The sequence below is a fragment of the Pseudomonas sp. UBA6753 genome, from assembly GCF_002453565.1.
GTDB classification, from domain to species: Bacteria; Pseudomonadota; Gammaproteobacteria; order Pseudomonadales; family Pseudomonadaceae; genus Aquipseudomonas; species Aquipseudomonas putida_Z.
The window spans coordinates 116,262-132,258 of sequence record NZ_DKHD01000030.1 but is presented as its reverse complement, the minus strand read 5'-3'; the positions used below and the strand labels follow the sequence as shown (position 1 = coordinate 132,258).

At 65.3% G+C, this 15,997-nt stretch carries 14 protein-coding genes; 8 read left to right on the top strand and 6 right to left on the bottom strand.

Annotation, left to right across the window (positions count from 1 at the left end; translation table 11 throughout):
- The first annotated feature begins 3 nt into the window (after positions 1 to 3).
- From B2790_RS11265 to B2790_RS11245, 5 genes are all read left to right on the top strand, one after another.
- Entirely contained in the window at positions 4 to 678 is a 675-nt protein-coding gene (locus tag B2790_RS11265; protein WP_025337735.1) for a heavy metal response regulator transcription factor, read from the top strand.
- The gene (locus B2790_RS11260; RefSeq protein ID WP_085587400.1) at positions 653 to 2,041 is read left to right on the top strand and encodes a heavy metal sensor histidine kinase; all 1,389 of its coding nucleotides are present in this window, start codon (positions 653 to 655) and stop codon (positions 2,039 to 2,041) included. The genes B2790_RS11265 and B2790_RS11260 overlap by 26 nt, the downstream gene beginning before the upstream one ends.
- A gap of 305 nt (positions 2,042 to 2,346) precedes the next feature.
- Positions 2,347 to 2,571 carry a hypothetical protein gene (locus tag B2790_RS11255; protein WP_085587397.1) on the top strand — a complete coding sequence of 75 codons (225 nt, stop codon included), beginning with the start codon at positions 2,347 to 2,349 and terminating at the stop codon, positions 2,569 to 2,571.
- A 205-nt stretch (positions 2,572 to 2,776) separates the two neighbouring features.
- Positions 2,777 to 4,111: an OprD family porin gene (locus B2790_RS11250; protein ID WP_075043801.1), complete on the top strand. Its 1,335-nt coding sequence runs from the start codon at positions 2,777 to 2,779 to the stop codon at positions 4,109 to 4,111.
- Between the two features lie 233 nt (positions 4,112 to 4,344).
- On the top strand, positions 4,345 to 5,835 hold the full coding sequence (locus B2790_RS11245; RefSeq protein WP_286918862.1) for a GGDEF domain-containing protein: 1,491 nt from the start codon (positions 4,345 to 4,347) through the stop codon (positions 5,833 to 5,835).
- On the opposite strand, the gene B2790_RS11240 is transcribed toward B2790_RS11245, so the two are convergent.
- A complete protein-coding gene (locus tag B2790_RS11240) occupies positions 5,832 to 6,308 on the bottom strand; it encodes a ferritin-like domain-containing protein (protein ID WP_137163009.1) in 477 nt (158 codons plus the stop codon). The genes B2790_RS11245 and B2790_RS11240 overlap by 4 nt on opposite strands.
- 203 nt (positions 6,309 to 6,511) lie before the next feature.
- Between B2790_RS11240 and B2790_RS11235 the strand changes: the two genes are divergently transcribed.
- Positions 6,512 to 6,733, top strand: a complete 222-nt coding sequence (locus B2790_RS11235) for a DUF3820 family protein (protein ID WP_016713256.1) — start codon at positions 6,512 to 6,514, stop codon at positions 6,731 to 6,733.
- Positions 6,734 to 6,854: 121 nt separating this feature from the next.
- Here B2790_RS11235 and B2790_RS11230 read toward each other — a convergent pair whose 3' ends face one another.
- From B2790_RS11230 to ptsP, 3 genes are read right to left on the bottom strand one after another with little or no spacing between them, the layout of a single operon-like run.
- Positions 6,855 to 8,594 (bottom strand): PTS fructose-like transporter subunit IIB, encoded by a 1,740-nt coding sequence (locus B2790_RS11230; RefSeq protein ID WP_137163008.1) that lies wholly within the window; start codon positions 8,592 to 8,594, stop codon positions 6,855 to 6,857.
- Entirely contained in the window at positions 8,591 to 9,538 is a 948-nt protein-coding gene (gene pfkB, locus B2790_RS11225; protein WP_025337728.1) for a 1-phosphofructokinase, read from the bottom strand. The genes B2790_RS11230 and pfkB overlap by 4 nt, the downstream gene beginning before the upstream one ends.
- Positions 9,539 to 12,391: a phosphoenolpyruvate--protein phosphotransferase gene (gene ptsP, locus B2790_RS11220; protein ID WP_286918861.1), complete on the bottom strand. Its 2,853-nt coding sequence runs from the start codon at positions 12,389 to 12,391 to the stop codon at positions 9,539 to 9,541. It lies immediately after the preceding gene.
- 285 nt (positions 12,392 to 12,676) lie between these two features.
- On the opposite strand from ptsP, the gene cra reads away from it, so the two are divergent.
- Together cra and B2790_RS11210 are read left to right on the top strand one after the other, a co-directional pair.
- Positions 12,677 to 13,672 (top strand): catabolite repressor/activator, encoded by a 996-nt coding sequence (gene cra, locus B2790_RS11215; RefSeq protein WP_025337726.1) that lies wholly within the window; start codon positions 12,677 to 12,679, stop codon positions 13,670 to 13,672.
- Between the two features lie 2 nt (positions 13,673 to 13,674).
- Positions 13,675 to 14,451 (top strand): TatD family hydrolase, encoded by a 777-nt coding sequence (locus B2790_RS11210; protein ID WP_286918860.1) that lies wholly within the window; start codon positions 13,675 to 13,677, stop codon positions 14,449 to 14,451.
- Between the two features lie 127 nt (positions 14,452 to 14,578).
- Here the strand turns inward: B2790_RS11210 and ampE are convergent, their stop codons facing one another.
- Together ampE and ampD are read right to left on the bottom strand one after the other, a co-directional pair.
- The gene (ampE, locus tag B2790_RS11205; RefSeq protein ID WP_025337724.1) at positions 14,579 to 15,409 is read right to left on the bottom strand and encodes a regulatory signaling modulator protein AmpE; all 831 of its coding nucleotides are present in this window, start codon (positions 15,407 to 15,409) and stop codon (positions 14,579 to 14,581) included.
- Positions 15,406 to 15,978 (bottom strand): 1,6-anhydro-N-acetylmuramyl-L-alanine amidase AmpD, encoded by a 573-nt coding sequence (gene ampD, locus B2790_RS11200; RefSeq protein WP_137163003.1) that lies wholly within the window; start codon positions 15,976 to 15,978, stop codon positions 15,406 to 15,408. The genes ampE and ampD overlap by 4 nt, the downstream gene beginning before the upstream one ends.
- Positions 15,979 to 15,997: the final 19 nt, after the last annotated feature.

The following is a 15,997-nucleotide window of genomic DNA, read 5'->3' as shown; positions in this document are numbered from 1 at the left end:
ACCATGCGTGTGCTGATCATCGAAGACGAAGAAAAAACCGCCGACTACCTGCATCGCGGCCTCAGCGAGCAGGGGTTTACCGTCGACCTGGCGCGGGACGGCATCGATGGCCTGCACCTGGCCCTGGAAGGTGACTACGCGGTGATCGTGCTGGACGTGATGCTGCCTGGCCTGGACGGGTATGGCGTGCTGCGCGCCCTGCGCGCGCGCAAGCAGACACCGGTCATCATGCTGACCGCCCGTGAACGGGTCGAAGACCGTATCCATGGCCTGCGCGAGGGTGCCGACGACTATCTGGGCAAGCCGTTTTCCTTCCTCGAACTGGTCGCCCGCCTGCAAGCCCTGACCCGCCGTAGCAGCAACCATGAACCGCTGCAGGTGCAGGTGGGTGACCTGTGGATCGACCTGATGGCGCGCAAGGCCACGCGCGCCGGCCAACGCCTGGAGCTGACGGCCAAGGAGTTCTCGCTGCTCAGCGTGCTGGCCCGCCGACAAGGTGAAATCCTGTCGAAGACGGCGATTGCCGAGCTGGTCTGGGACATCAATTTCGACAGCGATGCCAACGTCGTCGAAGTGGCGATCAAGCGCCTGCGCGCCAAGCTCGACGGGCCTTTCGACAACAAGTTGCTGCACACCATCCGAGGCATGGGCTATGTCCTGGAAAACCGTGCGGGGTAATTCCATCGCGCTGCGCCTGTCGGCGCTGTTCATCCTGGTGGCGCTGGGCGTATTCCTGCTGATCGGCTCGGCGCTGTACCGCCAGGTCGACCGCAGCCTCGACCTGCTGCCGCAGGCCGAGCTGGATGCGCGCTTCAGCGTGCTCGAGTCCACCCTCAACCGTTTCGGCACACCGGAGCACTGGGTCAAGATCAACAACAAGCTCAACCTGCTCAGTGAAGAGGACAAGCGCATTCGCTTCTGGGTGGTCAGCAGCAACCCGGCCTACGAATACGGCCACCCCAGCGAGCTGGTCCGCGCATTCGCCGAAGGCGCGCAGGGCATGCGCGACCTGCGCCTGCCCGACCGGCCCTACCCTTACAAGGTGCTGGTCAGCGAACTGCCGGCCCTGGGCGAACGGCCGCCGCTGCGCTTTCTGATTGGGATCGACACCGAAACATTCTGGCAGGCGCAGCACAGCCTGCTGGTGGCGATTGTCGGGCTGGCGGTGCTCGGCGTGCTGCTGGCCTCGCTGCTGGGCTACTGGGTGGCGCGTATCGGCCTGCGCCCACTGCTGGCATTGTCCGTTGAGGCCCAGGCCCTGGCCCCTCCGCGCCTGGACGGGCGCCTGCAGACCCACGCCCTGGCCCCGGAGCTGGCGCAGTTCGCCGGCGCCTTCAACGCCGCGCTCGACCGGGTAAGCCAGGCCTACTCGCGGCTGGAGGCGTTCAATGCCGACGTCGCCCACGAACTGCGCTCGCCGCTGACCAACCTGATCGGCCAGACCCAGGTTGCACTGACCCGCGGGCGCAGCGCCGAGCATTACTTCGAAGTGCTGCAATCGAACCTTGAGGAGCTCGAGCGCCTGCGCAGCATCATCAACGACATGCTGTTCCTGGCCAGTGCCGACCAGGGCAGCAAGGCCACTGCCCTGACCCAGGCCTCGCTGGCCGAGGAAGTGGCGACCACCCTCGATTACCTGGACTACATTCTCGAAGACGCGCAGGTCAGCGTGAGCGTGAGCGGCGATGCCCGGGCGCCCATTGAAAAGGCTCAGCTGCGCCGGGCGCTGATCAACCTGCTGAACAACGCCGTGCAGCACACCGCACCGCACCAGGTGATCAAGGTGCAGATCGATGCCGGGCCGCAGCAGGTCAGCATCGCCGTGAGCAACCCGGGGCCGGCGATCGACGATGAGCACCTGCCGTTGCTGTTCGAACGCTTCTACCGGGTGGATGCGGCACGTAGCAACAGTGGTGGGGGTAACCATGGGTTGGGGTTGGCGATCGTCAAGGCGATTGCGCTGATGCATGGTGGGGAGGTGTTCGTGCGTAGTGCCGCTGGGGCCAATACCTTTGGGATCAGGCTGCCGGCCCATATCTGACCATCCAACGCCGTCCTTTGAGTCTGAAAACAGCCGCAATCTTTGTGGGAGCGGGCAAGCCCGCGAACACGGGCGAAGCCCGTGCCATCCACCGCGGTGCCTGCTTCGCGGGCTCGCCCGCTCCCACAATGAACGCGTAGCGCGTCTAGCATGGGGGTTTGCGGCGAAAGTCCAATTGCTTTTCCTGCGATAATTACCTTTTGCGCAACAGTGCTTATCGCACTTCGCTCTGTTTCAAGTGCATTGAAAGGACTAACTTTACCCCCGTCCTCATTAGCACTTGCACCGCAAGAAGGTAGTTTCAAATGTCCAACAGTATGGGTATTGCCAGCGTCTTCGTCCTGTCTTCCCTGTTGTTGTCGCCCCTGGCCATGGCCGAAGAATCCAATGCTTTCGTCACCCGTAATGCTGAGTTCGCCGCGGTCCACCAAGAGGCCCGCGAAGCCGTAGCCGCACAGCAGGCAGACGCCGCCAAAGACGCAAACCAGACAGCTTCCAAGGTTTCTGTCGATGCCAATGCCGACAGCTGATCAAGCGCTGTCGCTGCTCCCGTTTTCCCTTGGCTACGCCATGGGCACCACCGGTGCCGATATGTTAGCCTTTTAAAGCCGCTGCCGATCAGCGGCTTTTTTTATGTGCTTCAACTATCAGCCAAGCTGTAACGTCCACCTATAAAAAAGACGCACATTCAAAAATAAAAACTGCCCCACCGCCAGACCAAAGGAGCTAGTACCGGTGCCTTCCGCGTTTCGTTTTACCCCGTTGTTCATTGCGTTGACTGCAACGATCCCTTTCGCCGCCCAGGCAGATGAAGACAAGGCTGATGGCTTCATCGAAGGCTCGTCCTTCAACCTGCATTTCCGTAATGCCTACTTCAACCGCGACAACCACAACGCCGGCGTGCGCGACACCCGCGAGTGGGGCCAGGGCGCGGTTGCACGCTTCGAGTCGGGCTACACCCCAGGTGTGGTCGGCTTTGGCCTGGACGCCCACGCCATGCTGGGCCTGAAACTCGACGGTGGCGGCGGCCATGCTGGCACCAGCATCCTGCCGACCCACCAAAAGAACGAAGACGAACTGGGTGCTGCCCCGCACTCGTTCTCCACCGCCGGTGCCGCAGTCAAGCTCAAGGCGTTCGACACCGAGCTGAAAGCCGGTGACCTGTTCCTCACCAACCCGGTGATCGCCGGCGGCGAAACCCGCATGCTGCCGCAGACCTTCCGTGGTGTGAGCCTGACCAACACCAGCATCGACGGCCTGCTGCTCGAAGGCGGCCAGGTGAGCTTCACCAAGCCGTACAACCAGAGCGGCCACCGCCGCATCGACACCTACTACGGTTCGCTGGGCGAGCACGACAAGAGCAAGCACCTGAACTGGGCCGGCGCGTCGTGGAGCGGTACCCCGAATATCACCGCCAACCTGTATGCGGCCGAGCTGAAAGACATCTGGAACCAGTACTACGCCGATTTCGACTACACCTATGTTGTCAACGACCTGGTCAGCCTGAACCCGGGCGTGCACTTCTATCACACCCAGGACACCGGCCAAGCCCTGCTGGGCAAGATCGACAACAACACCTATAGCGTGCATTTCACCGTCAACGCCGGGTTCCACAGCGTCACCGCCGCCTACCAGCGGGTCAATGGCAACACGCCGTTCGACTACATCAACCTGGGCGACAGCATCTACCTGGACAACTCGCGCATGTACTCGGACTTCAACGCACCGAACGAGCGCTCGTGGAAGCTGCAGTACAACTATGATTTCGCTGGCGTGGGCATCCCTGGCCTGACCACGGTGCTGTCGTATTCGCGCGGTGAAGCCGACCTGACCAAGGCCGTCCAGGACCCCACCCACTACGACTACTACCGTGCCGATGGCAAGAACGCCATGCACTGGGAGCGCGACCTGGACGTGAAGTATGTGTTCCAGGAGGGTGACCTGAAGGACCTGTCGGTGCTGGTGCGCTACGCCACCCACCGTGGCAGCCAGGGTTATGCGTCGATCGACAGCAACAGCGACAACGATGAACTGCGGGTGATCGTGGATTACCCGTTGAACGTGTTCTGATCCAGGCCCGCAAGCTAGACATCCAACCTGTGGGAGCGGGCGTGCCCGCGAACACCGGCGAAGCCGGTGCCATGCTCCGCGGCGCCTGCTTCGCGGGCATGCCCGCTCCCACAAGGTTCGCGGTCAATCCAGAATAAGGTATACCGTGATTCCGTCGGACAAATCTTGTCCGACAATCCCCGCTTCCCTAGAATGTCGCCGCCGCGAATGGCCCTGCCCACGCAGTAGCGAGCATGACCACCCGATTACCGCGTTTCGCACACTACAGGTCGCACCCCGAGCTGATCCTCAATCTGGGCAGTTGCCTTGCCGTGCTCGCCATCGTGGCCATCGTCAGCTACCTGCTGGCGCGCGAGCGCGACAATGTCGAGCTGTCGGCAATTCGCTCGTCCAACAATATCGTCCAGCTGATCGAAAGCGACATCCTGCGCAACGTCGAACTCTACGACCAATCGCTGCAGGGCCTGATCTGGGCGGTCGGGCGCAAGGAGCTGCCGGAAATCCCCGGCCCGCTGCGCCAACGCCTGCTATTCAATGAAGCCTTCGTCGACCGCAAGCGCGGTGACGTACTGTGGCTGGACAAGCAAGGCAATGTGGTGGGCGACTCCACCAGCAGCGTGCCACGCAAGGCCAACTTCGGCGACACCGGGGTATTCCAGGCGCACCTGCACAACCCCAACCTCGGCCTGCTGGTGGGCCCGCCATTCAAGGCCAAGCTGGGCGACCTGGACTGGTGCATCAGTTTCAGCCGTCGTATCTCCGATGCCAATGGCGAGTTCACCGGCCTGGCAGCGGGTGCACTGCGCCTGTCGTACTTCAGTGAGCTGTTCCAGCGCCTGGACATTGGTGATGACAGCAGCATCAACCTGCTCAACACCGACGGCCAACTGCTGGCTCGCCAGCCCAGCCGCACGCAAGACCCAGGGATCGGCAGCAACTATGCCGAGCGGCCCAATTTCAAACGCATTCTCAGCGAACAGAGCGGCAGCTTCACCGCCCGCTCCAGCCTCAACGGCAAACCGCGCATGTACACCTTCGCCCGGGTCGCGCAGCTGCCGCTGATCGTACTGGTGGTGCATTCGGCCGAAGACGTGTTCGAGTCCTGGCGCCGTACTGCGATCCTGGTCAGTGTGGCCACCGGGGTGCTCTGTGTGGGTATCCTCTCGCTGACCCTGCTGCTGGGCCGCGAACTGCGCCGCCGCCAAGAGGCCGAACAGGGCCTGGCGACCCTGGCCGCCACCGACAGCCTGACCGGCCTGGCCAACCGCCGCCGCCTGGACCAGGTACTGCGCCAGGAGTGGGCCCGCGCCCAGCGCAACCGCAAGCCGTTGGCGGTGCTGATGGTGGACGTTGACCATTTCAAGGCGTTCAACCAGCGCCACGGCCATGCCGGTGGCGACCATGCCTTGCGCGAAGTGGCCCGGACCATCGAGGAATGCATCCGCCGCCCGGCCGATCTGGCAGCGCGTTACGGTGGGGAGGAATTTCAGGTGGTGCTGCCGGAAACCGACCTGGCCGGTGCGCAGCTGCTGGCCGAGCGCATCCGCGCCAGTGTCGAGGCGCTGGCGCCGTTTGCCGATGATGCCCACTCGGTCACGGTGAGCATCGGCATCGGCCTGTCAGGCACCCAGCACGATCTGGCGAGGGTGCTGGGTGCTGCGGACGAAGCGCTCTACCGGGCCAAGGCCAAAGGCCGCAACCGGGTAGAGGGGCCTGCCGACTAGGCGCGGGCGCGGGCGGCGTTGCGCAGGGCCCTGACCTGGTCATGGTTGCGCTGTACACCTTGCAGCTGTTTTTCCACCAGGGCGTAGGTCTGGTCGCTGGCGGTGCGGCCCAGCTTCACCAGTTTCTCGCGGGCTTCCTTGTAGGCCTTGAGGGCATGGTCCTCGCCCCGCTCCACCTCGTTCAGCACCGCTTCCTCATCCTTGCCAGTGACCATCGCCTTGAGGTTGACCCAACCCCGGTGCAGGTCACCGCTGATGCTGGTGGAGGTTTCCGGGTCGCCACCCAGGCGACGCACCTCGCTCTGCAGTTCGCCGGCCGCATTGGCACACTCACCGGCACGTTGAACGAAGAACGCTTTCAGTTCGGGGTTCTTCACATCATCGGCCGAGGCCTTGAAGCCTTTCTCGCCATCCTTGCTGTACTCGATCAGGTCGTTCAGCACGTCGATCACATCTTTGTTGGGATTGCTCATGGCACAAACTCCTTGGCAGGTGATAGTCATCTGTAACGGAGCAGTGTTCGTGCCAAGCCTTTAATCTCAATAAAATACTTCAAAATCAATCAGATACGAACACCAGAGCAGAACCTGAAAATGGCGTTCTGCATGATTGCCGCTTGGGCCTTCGTGCAGATTGCAGTATGGTCGGCGCTTTTCAACAGCCAGGTGCGCCGATGATGAAGCCGGAAACCCTCGAACTACTGGTGACCCGCACCATGCCATTTGGCAAGTATCAGGGGCGAATCATTGCCGACCTGCCGGGGGATTACCTGGCCTGGTTTGCGCGCAAGGGTTTCCCGGCGGGGGAATTGGGTGGGTTGCTGGCGCTGATGCACGAGATCGATCACAACGGGCTGGGTGATCTGCTTGTGCCGTTGCGGCAGAAGCATCGGCGGTGACCTGTTCCGGCCTCTTCGCGGGCACGCCCGCTCGCACAGGGTCACTGCAAGCTTCAGGATCATGCAGTACCTGTGGGAGCGGGCGTGCCCGCGAAGAGGCCAGTAAGGCCCGCTGAAATCTCTAACCCTTCACCGGCGCTACCGCCAACTCCACCCGCTCGCTCTTCTTGATCACCGCATACACCACCGCCGTCAGCAGGCTACCCGCCACGATCGCCAACAAGTACAGCAGCGCATGGTTGATCGCATTGGGGATCAGCAGCACGAACAGGCCGCCATGCGGCGCCATCAGCTTGCAGCCGAAGTACATCGACAATGCCCCGGTCAATGCCCCGCCGGCCACGCTGGCCGGTATCACCCGCAGCGGGTCCTTGGCGGCAAACGGGATCGCCCCTTCGGAGATGAAGCACAGCCCCAGCGCCAGGGCCGCCTTGCCCGCTTCACGCTCGCTCTGGGCAAACTTGCGTCGGGCCAGGAAGGTGGCGATACCCAGGCCAATCGGCGGCACCATGCCGGCGGCCATGGTCGCCGCCATCGGCGCATAGCTCGACGAGGCCAACAGCCCCACCGAGAAGGCATAGGCGGCCTTGTTGATCGGCCCGCCCAGGTCGACGCACATCATGCCGCCCAACAACAGGCCCAAGAGGATGGCATTGGTGGTACCCATGCTGTCGAGAAAATGCGTGAGCCCTTCCAGCATCGCCGCCACCGGCTGGCCGACCACGTAGATCATCACCAGGCCGGTGAACAGGCTGGCCAGCAGCGGAATGATCAGGATCGGCTTGAGTGCCTCCAGGCTGCTGGGCAGGCGCGCCCAGCGGGCAATGGCCTTGGCGCTGTAGCCGGCGAGGAAGCCGGCGACGATACCACCGATGAAACCGGCGCCCAGGGTGCTGGCCAGCAGGCCGCCGATCATGCCGGGCGCCAGCCCCGGGCGGTCAGCGATGGACCAGGCGATATAGCCCGCCAGCAGCGGCACCATCAGCTTGAACGCAGCCTCGCCGCCGATCTGCATCAATGCCGCCGGCAAGGTGCCCGCTTCTTTGTAAGCCTCGATACCGAACACGAACGACAGGGCAATCAGCAGGCCGCCAGCCACCACCATCGGCAGCATGAACGACACGCCGGTGAGCAGGTGCTTGTATACCCCGGTCTTCTCGCCCTTCGCTGGCGTGCTCGCCGCTGCAGCATCGCTGCTGTTTTCCACCTTGGCTTCGGCCAAGGCCTTGTCCAGGGTGGCACGGGCCTGCTTGAGGGCGATACCGGTGCCACAACGGTAGATGCGCTTGCCGGCGAAACGCGCAGTGGGCACTTCGATGTCGGCGGCCAGCAGCACAACATCGGCTGCGGCGATGGCTTCGGCGGACAAGGGGTTGCGCGCACCGACCGAACCCTGGGTCTCGACGGTGAGCTGGTAGCCCAGTTGCTGCGCGGCCTGCTGCAAGGCTTCTGCGGCCATGAATGTATGCGCGACGCCAGTCGGGCAAGCCGTGACGGCGACGATGCGTGCGCCTGCGTTGCCAGCTTCGGCCGCAAGGCCGGGCACCGCGGCCAGCAGCCGGGCATTGGCCGCCGCCTCATCAAGGAAGCCTTCGCGGTCGGCCAAAGCCTGGGACGGCGTGCTCTGGTACACGCGCTTGCCGACGAAACGTGCCAGGTCCACCGGGCCGGTGCTGACCACCAGCACCCAATCGGCCTCGGCTATCTGCGCGGCGCTCAGTTGCCGCTCGGGGTGGCCGGCATCCTGTACTTCGACGCTGGTGCTCCAGCCGCGCCGCTGGGCAGCGGCGGACAGCAAGCGCGCGCTCAGCACGCTCGACACCTGGCCGTTGGGGCAGGCAGTGACAATGGCAATGTTCATCGGCAACCCTCTTGTTGTTCTGTCAGTTGCACGGCGGCTTCCAGACGCGCCAGTTGCTCGCGGTCACGGATGCCGAAACCAACCTGGGTAACAGCCTGTGCAGCGATCGCGGTGGCACGGGTCAATGTCTGCGCCGGGGCTTCGCCCTGCAGCAGGCCGTGGACCATGCCGGCCACCAGCGAATCACCTGCGCCCACCGTGCTGGCGACCTGCACCTTGGGCGGGCAAGCATGTACGGCATGGTCATGGGTAAACCAGCTGACGCCCTGCTCGCCCGCCGACACCACCACGTGTTCGACGCCACTGGCCAGCAGGCGCTCGGCAGCAGCGCGCTGCTGCGCCGGGTTATCCACAGCCAGGCCGAGCACCTCGCCCAGCTCTTCGGTATTGGGCTTGACCAGCCAGGGCGAGCTCTGCAGGCCGGCACGCAGGGCTTCGCCGCTGCTGTCCAGGGCCACCTTGAGGCCTTGCGCCTTGAGCTGTTCGAGCAACTGACGGAACCAGTCGGCACTGATCCCGCGCGGCAGGCTACCAGCCACCACCACCGCGTCGTGGCCCGGGGCAATCTGCGCCAGGCGGCGCAGCAATGCACTGCGTGCCGCTTCGTCGACTTCCGGGCCTTGGCCGTTGATGTCGGTGACACGGCCATCAGCCTCGACCAGCTTGATGTTGCTGCGGGTTTCGCCCGGTACGCGGACAAAGCAGTCGACGAAGCCGCGCCAGTCGATCAGCGCCTCGAAGGGCTGCAGGTTGTCACGCCCGAGGAAGCCGCCAACAGTGACGCTGTGCCCCAGGTCGGCCAGTACCTGGGCAACGTTCAGCCCCTTGCCCGCGGCGTGGCTGTGCTGCTCCTGGCTGCGGTTGACCTGCCCCGGGCGCAGGGTATCCAGGCCGATGGTGATATCCAGCGCCGGGTTCAGGGTGAGGGTGAGGATCTTGGCCATTCAGTAACGCTCCACCAGCGCGCGAACCGCTGCGGCGCTGTCCTGTTGCAGGGCCTCGCGCGCCAGGGCGCGGGCCGTCTGGTGATCGGCCTGGCGGACCAGGGCCTTGACTTCGGCAATGCTGCGCGCGGCGACGCTGAGTTCGTCCACGTCCAGGCCCAGCAGCACGGCCACCGCCTGCGGGTCGGCCGCCAGCTCGCCGCACACGCCCACCCACTTGCCATGGGCATGGGCGGCGCGCACGGTCATGTCGATCAGGCTGAGCACCGCCGGGTGCAGGCCGTCGGCCTGGGCCGAGAGGCTGGGGTGGCCACGGTCGATGGCCAGGGTGTACTGGGTCAGGTCGTTGGTGCCGATGCTGAAGAAGTCCACTTCGCGCGCCAGCTGTGGTGCCAGCAGCGCTGCCGAGGGCACCTCGACCATGATGCCCAGCTGCAGGTCGGCTACCGGGATCTCGGCGCGCAGGCGCTCGACCATGGCGCGCGCCTCGCGCCATTCATGCACCTGCCCGACCATCGGGAACATGATGCGCAACGGGCGCTGGTCGGCCGCGCGCAGCAAGGCGCGCAGCTGGTCCTCCATCACCTGCGGGCGCTGCAGGGTCAGGCGTACGCCGCGCACACCGAGGAACGGGTTCTCCTCGGCAGCGATCGGCCAGTACGGCAGCGGTTTGTCACCGCCGACATCAAGGGTGCGCACCACCAGCGGGCGCCCGTCGAGGCCATCGAGCACGCGGCGGTACTCGGCTTCCTGGGTCGCTACGTCCGGGGCCTGGGTGTGGGCCATGAAAATCAGCTCGGTGCGCAGCAGACCCACGCCTTCGGCGCCCTGCTCCACCACCTTGGCGATGCCGTTGCTCTCGCCGATGTTGGCAAACACCTCGACAGCGTGACCATCACGGGTGACCGCCGGCTCGAAGCGGTTGGCCCAGGCGGCCTGCAAGCGCTGCTCGCGCAGGTCGCGTTCGGCCAGGGCCCGTTGCAGTTCATCCGCCGGCGGCGCCACGCTGACCACGCCACGCTGGCCATCGAGCAGCAACGGCGTGCCACTGTCCAACAGCAGTATCGACGCCCCCGCGCCCACTACCGCCGGAATGCCCAGGGCACGGGCGACGATGGCGCTGTGGGCGGTGGCGCCACCCTGGGCGGTGACGATACCGGCGACGCGGCTCGGGTCCAGCCGGGCGACATCGGACGGGCCGACTTCGGTCATCACCAGCACGTAGGGTTGCTCGGGTTCAGCCTGGGCCTGAACGCCACACAACTGCGCCAGCACGCGGCGGCCGATGTCACGCAGGTCGGCAGCGCGTTCGGCGAGCAAGGCATCGTGCAGAGACTCCTGCTGGCGCGCCGCCGCCTCGATCACTGCCATCCAGGCTGCCGCGGCGCTTTCGCCCTGGCCCAGGCGCTGCTCCACATCATCGGCCAGGGCCGGGTCGGCGAGCATTTCCTGGTGGGTGACGAAGATTTCGCCAATGGCCTTGTCGCTGCGCTGGACCAAGGCCTGCAGCTCGCCATTGACAGTCGCCACGGCTTCACGCAGCTTCTGCCGCTCCAGGGCGCAGGACTCACCGCGCAGGGGATAGTCGAACTCACGCTCGACACACACATGCGCCGGGCCACTGGCAATGCCGGGCGCCGCACCCACGCCGTGGATGCGGCTACCGGCCGCGGGCGCTTGCAGCACTTCGGCCGCTGCGCCGGCTACGGTCGCCGCGCTCTGTGGCAGTGGCTCCACCTCTTCGCCCAGGCCTTGTTCGATGGCGGCCAGCAGCACCGGCAAGGCATCCGCGGCGATGGCTGGCTCAGCCACCAGTTCCAGCGCCTGGCCACGTCGAGCGCCGAGACTGAGCAGCTTGCTCAGGCTCTTGACCGACACCGCTGGCTGCGCGCTGTCGACCAGGCGTATACGGATTTCCCCCTCGAAACCTTTGGCCAGCTGCGCCAATACCTTTGCCGGGCGGGCGTGCAAACCGTGCGGGTTGGCCAGCACGACCCGCGCGCTGGGCCAGTCCGCCGGCGCCTCACCGCCCAGCACTTCCAGTACCGCGCGGCTGCTGGTGGCCTGGTAGAGCATCTGCCCGCGGCCTTCGATCAGCACTTCACACAGGCGCTCGAGCAAGGCCTGGTGGGCCGCACCGAGGCTGGCCAGGCAGAACAGGCCGTTGAGCGGCTGGTCGCGGTAACGCAGCGGCTGCTGCGGGGTGATGAAGGCCAGGCCCGGCTGGCGCACCTGGCGCTCGCTGTGCAGCCACCACAGGCCCTCGCCCAGCGGCAGCGGCTCGGCCTGCTGCAGCACGGCGGCAAAACCGCTGTCGACGCAGTCGGCGCGCTGCAACAGCCGGGCGCCGCGCCAGGCCAGTTCATCGAAGTCCTCGGCCGCCAGGTTCAGGCCGACCAGTTGTGCATCCAGCGCCAGTTCCTGCGGCGCGCCCTGCAACAGTTTCAGCAACGCCTCGGCGGAGCCGGCGCGGCGCAATGCTTCGGCCAGGTCGGTCTCGCCCAGGGCACGGGTCAGCAGTTGCAGCAGGCGCAGGTGCTCGTCGGAACGGGCGGCGATGCCGATGGCAAGGTAGACCATCTGGCCATCACCCCAATCCACGCCCTCGGGAAACTGCAACAGGCGCACGCCGGTGGCGTACACCAGGTCACGGGTCTGCGGCGTGCCATGAGGGATGGCAATGCCCTGCCCAAGGAAGGTGGAGCCTTGTGCCTCTCGGGCCTGCAGCCCTTGCAGGTATCCCTCGGCGACCAGGCCATCGGCGACCAGCCGGTCGGCCAGCAGGCGCAATGCCTCGGCCTTGTCGGCGGCCTTCTGGCCCATGGCTATCTGCTCCTTGGCGAGCTCGAGCATGACCTTCTCCTTTTGCAGTTCCCGGTCGGGTACTGGAGTATTGTTGTGAAATTCACCTGAACGGCCAGTTCAACAGCCTTGCACGGATGGCAGCCGAGGCAGAAAATTCGGCAGCTGAAACGATTAATCTGACCAGACGGCCACGTTACTCGATAATCTGCCGAGGAAAAAGCCCCATCCTGTCGGACAATTGCGACAATGGTCGTCTGCGCGTGGCGCCCTCGCCGGGTCAAACTACCCGGTCAGGGCTCACAGCCAGCCCCGGTAATAACAAGGAAAAATTCGGTGAAACTCAGCGATATCGCCCGTCTGGCCGGTGTGTCCGTGACCACTGCCAGCTACGTCATCAATGGCAAGGCCGAACAGCAGCGCATCAGCAACAGCACTGTCGAGCGGGTACGCGCGGTGGTCGAGGCCCACGGCTTCACCCCCAACCCGCAGGCCGCTGGCCTGCGCAGCCGGCATACCCGCACCCTGGGCTTCATTCTCCCGGATCTGGAGAACCCCAGCTACGCCCGCATCGCCAAGCAGCTCGAACAAGGCGCCCGCGCCCGCGGCTACCAGTTGCTGATCGCCAGCAGCGACGACCAGCCCGACAGCGAGCGCCAGTTGCAGCAGCTGTTCCGCGCCCGCCGTTGCGATGCACTGTTCGTCGCCAGCTGCCTGCCGCCAGAGGACGACAGCTACCGCGAACTGCAGGACAAAGGCCTGCCGGTGATCGCCATCGACCGCCGCCTGGACCCTGCGCACTTCTGCTCGGTGATCAGCGACGACCGCGACGCCAGCCGCCAACTGGCCGCCAGCCTGCTGAGCGCCGCCCCGCGCAGCATCGCACTGATCGGCGCACGCCCCGAGCTGTCGGTCAGCCAGGCACGTGCCGGCGGCTTCGACGAAGCCCTGCAAGGCTATGCCGGCGAAGTTCGCCGCTATCAGGGCGAAGCGTTCAGCCGTGAGTGCGGCCAGCGCCTGATGCAGCAGTTGATCGACGACCTTGGTGGCCTGCCGGATGCCCTGGTGACTACCTCCTACGTGCTGCTGCAAGGGGTGTTCGACACCCTGCAGGCGCGCCCTGCCGACTCGCGCCAGCTGCAGCTGGGTACGTTTGGCGACAACCAGTTGCTCGACTTCCTGCCGCTGCCAGTCAATGCCATGGCCCAGCAGCATGGCCTGATTGCCGCCACCGCCCTGGAACTGGCACTGGCCGCGATCGAGGACAAACGCTACGAACCTGGCGTGCATGCTGTCGGTCGAACGTTCAAGCAACGCATTACAGCGGCCTGAACATGCGCCTGATCGACACCCACACCCACCTGGACTTCCCCGACTTCGACGCCGACCGCCCGCGCCTGCTGGCCAACGCGGCGTCGCGCGGGGTTGAGCGGATGGTGGTGCTGGGGGTGTACCAGGCGAATTTCCAGCGGGTGTGGGACCTGGCCTGTGCCGACCAGCGCCTGTTCGCCGCGCTCGGCCTGCACCCGATCTACCTTGACCAGCATCGCCCGGAGCACCTGGCGCAGCTGCGCGAGTGGCTGGAGCGCCTGCACGGCGACCCACGGCTATGTGCCGTGGGCGAGTTCGGCCTGGACTATTACCTCGAAGACCTGGACAAGGCCCGCCAGCAGGCGCTGTTCGAAGCGCAACTGCAGATGGCCTGCGACTTAGAACTGCCCGCCCTGCTGCACGTGCGCCGCAGCCATGCCCAGGTGATCACCACGCTCAAGCGCTACAAGCCAGCGCGGGCGGGGGTGATACACGCGTTTGCCGGCAGTTACGAAGAGGCCCGCGAGTACATCAAGCTGGGCTTCCGGCTTGGGCTTGGCGGTGCGGGTACCTGGCCGCAGGCCCTACGGCTGCGCAAGACCCTGGCGCGGTTGCCGCTGGACAGCGTGGTGCTGGAGACAGATGCGCCGGACATGGCGCCGGTCATGTTCCCGGGGGTGAGGAACAGCCCGGAGCACCTGCCGGAAATTGCCGGGGCGCTGGCGCAGGTGATGGGTGTGGATGTCGCGGAGCTGGCTGAAGCCAGCACCCGCAATGCTTGCGAGTTGTTTGGCTGGTAGCTGAAGTGCTGGCACCTGCGTGGGCCTCTTCGCGGGCTTGCCCGCTCCCACAGGGACCGCGCAAATCTTCAGACCGGCGCAGTACCTGTGGGAGCGGGCAAGCCCGCGAAAAAGCCAGCGAGCCAGTTCAGACAAGCACCGTCCACAGCGCAAACCCGGCATACCACAGCACCGCACAGCGCAGCAGCAGCTCCCACAGGCTGTCCAACCGCCCCAGCCCTCGCTGGCTGTCTTCTTCCTCGGGAATGTCATCGGCAATGCGCCCGACCCGGGCCACCAGGTGTGCGGCGCTGATGTGCCAGTTGAGCACCTCGTGCAGCATCACCCGGGTGACCGCGAGGAAGTTGCCGACCAGGGCAAAACTCAAGGCCAGCACCCGTACCGGCAGCCAGTCCATGATATGCCTGAGCTGCTCGGCACGAGCCTTCAACGTCGGTTGCTTGCTGTGTTCGCCACACAGCGCCAGCAGGCGGTAGGCCAGCGCGGCACCCGGGCCCAGCACGAAGTACCAGAAGATCACCGCGAAAAAGCCCTGGTACACCTGCCACAGCAGGTTGCCCTGCACCCGCACCAACAGGCTGTGCGGTTCGTCGGCCGCCAGCCCCAGGTCGCGCTCGGCCACATGCAAAGCGGCCTGGTCATCACCACGCCGCCAGGCATCGCGGAACGGCCCCAACGATGCCTTGGCATCGCCGCGGCCCAGGCTGTAGATCAGCACCAGCAGGTGCACCGGCAATGCCAGCAAGCCATACGCCACCGGGTCCAGCACATGCAGCAGCAACACCAGCAGCGCTACCGGTGCCAGTACCAGGATGGCCAGCGTCCACCACGGGTGCACCTTGCCGCTGCGCTCCAGGCGCACCAGTTCGCCAAGGAAGAACCCATCGCGCTGCACCTGATGGCGCAGGGCCGAGAACTTCTCGACCCACAGCGCCAGCAACAACACCAGAAAACTCATGCCTTGTCCTCGTTTTGCTGCAGCGCATCGCGGTAGCGGGGCCAGTCGAAGGCCGGGCCGGGGTCGGTCTTGCGCTGCGGGGCAATGTCGCTATGGCCCTGGATGCGGCCCAGGTCGATGGCCGGCCAGGCACCGCGGATGTGCCGGGTAAGTTCCTCCAGCACCCTGTACTGGGCATCGGTATAAGGCAGGTCGTCGGTGCCTTCCAGTTCGATGCCGATGGAGAAATCGTTACAGCCTTCACGCCCGTCGAAGCACGACACACCGGCGTGCCAGGCGCGGTCGAGCAACGACACGAACTGGGTCACCGCACCGTCACGCTCGACGAACAGGTGCGCCGACACGGTCAGGTGGTTGATGCTGGCGAAGTACGGGTGTTCGTCGGGGTCCAGGCGGTTCTGGAAGAATTGCTGGACCTTGCCGGTGCCGAAGCAGGCAGGCGGCAGGCTGATGTTGTGGATCACCAGCAGGGAAATCGATTCGCCTTCGGGGCGGGTATTGAAGTTCGGCGAGGGGCAGTGGGTGATTCCGATTCCGTGGAACCAGCCAGTGGCACGGTCCAATTGCATGGGGCAGATCCTGAAAACG

Bases quoted from the DNA above. Each gene is read 5' to 3' on its own strand.
- B2790_RS11265 (WP_025337735.1), top strand. From the start codon at position 4: ATGCGTGTGCTGATCATCGAAGACGAAGAAAAAACCGCCGACTACCTG.
- B2790_RS11260 (WP_085587400.1), top strand. From the start codon at position 653: ATGTCCTGGAAAACCGTGCGGGGTAATTCCATCGCGCTGCGCCTGTCG.
- B2790_RS11255 (WP_085587397.1), top strand. From the start codon at position 2,347: ATGTCCAACAGTATGGGTATTGCCAGCGTCTTCGTCCTGTCTTCCCTG.
- B2790_RS11245 (WP_286918862.1), top strand. From the start codon at position 4,345: ATGACCACCCGATTACCGCGTTTCGCACACTACAGGTCGCACCCCGAG.
- B2790_RS11240 (WP_137163009.1), bottom strand. From the start codon at position 6,308: ATGAGCAATCCCAACAAAGATGTGATCGACGTGCTGAACGACCTGATC.
- B2790_RS11235 (WP_016713256.1), top strand. From the start codon at position 6,512: ATGAAGCCGGAAACCCTCGAACTACTGGTGACCCGCACCATGCCATTT.
- B2790_RS11230 (WP_137163008.1), bottom strand. From the start codon at position 8,594: ATGAACATTGCCATTGTCACTGCCTGCCCCAACGGCCAGGTGTCGAGC.
- pfkB (WP_025337728.1), bottom strand. From the start codon at position 9,538: ATGGCCAAGATCCTCACCCTCACCCTGAACCCGGCGCTGGATATCACC.
- ptsP (WP_286918861.1), bottom strand. From the start codon at position 12,391: ATGCTCGAGCTCGCCAAGGAGCAGATAGCCATGGGCCAGAAGGCCGCC.
- B2790_RS11210 (WP_286918860.1), top strand. From the start codon at position 13,675: ATGCGCCTGATCGACACCCACACCCACCTGGACTTCCCCGACTTCGAC.
- ampE (WP_025337724.1), bottom strand. From the start codon at position 15,409: ATGAGTTTTCTGGTGTTGTTGCTGGCGCTGTGGGTCGAGAAGTTCTCG.
- ampD (WP_137163003.1), bottom strand. From the start codon at position 15,978: ATGCAATTGGACCGTGCCACTGGCTGGTTCCACGGAATCGGAATCACC.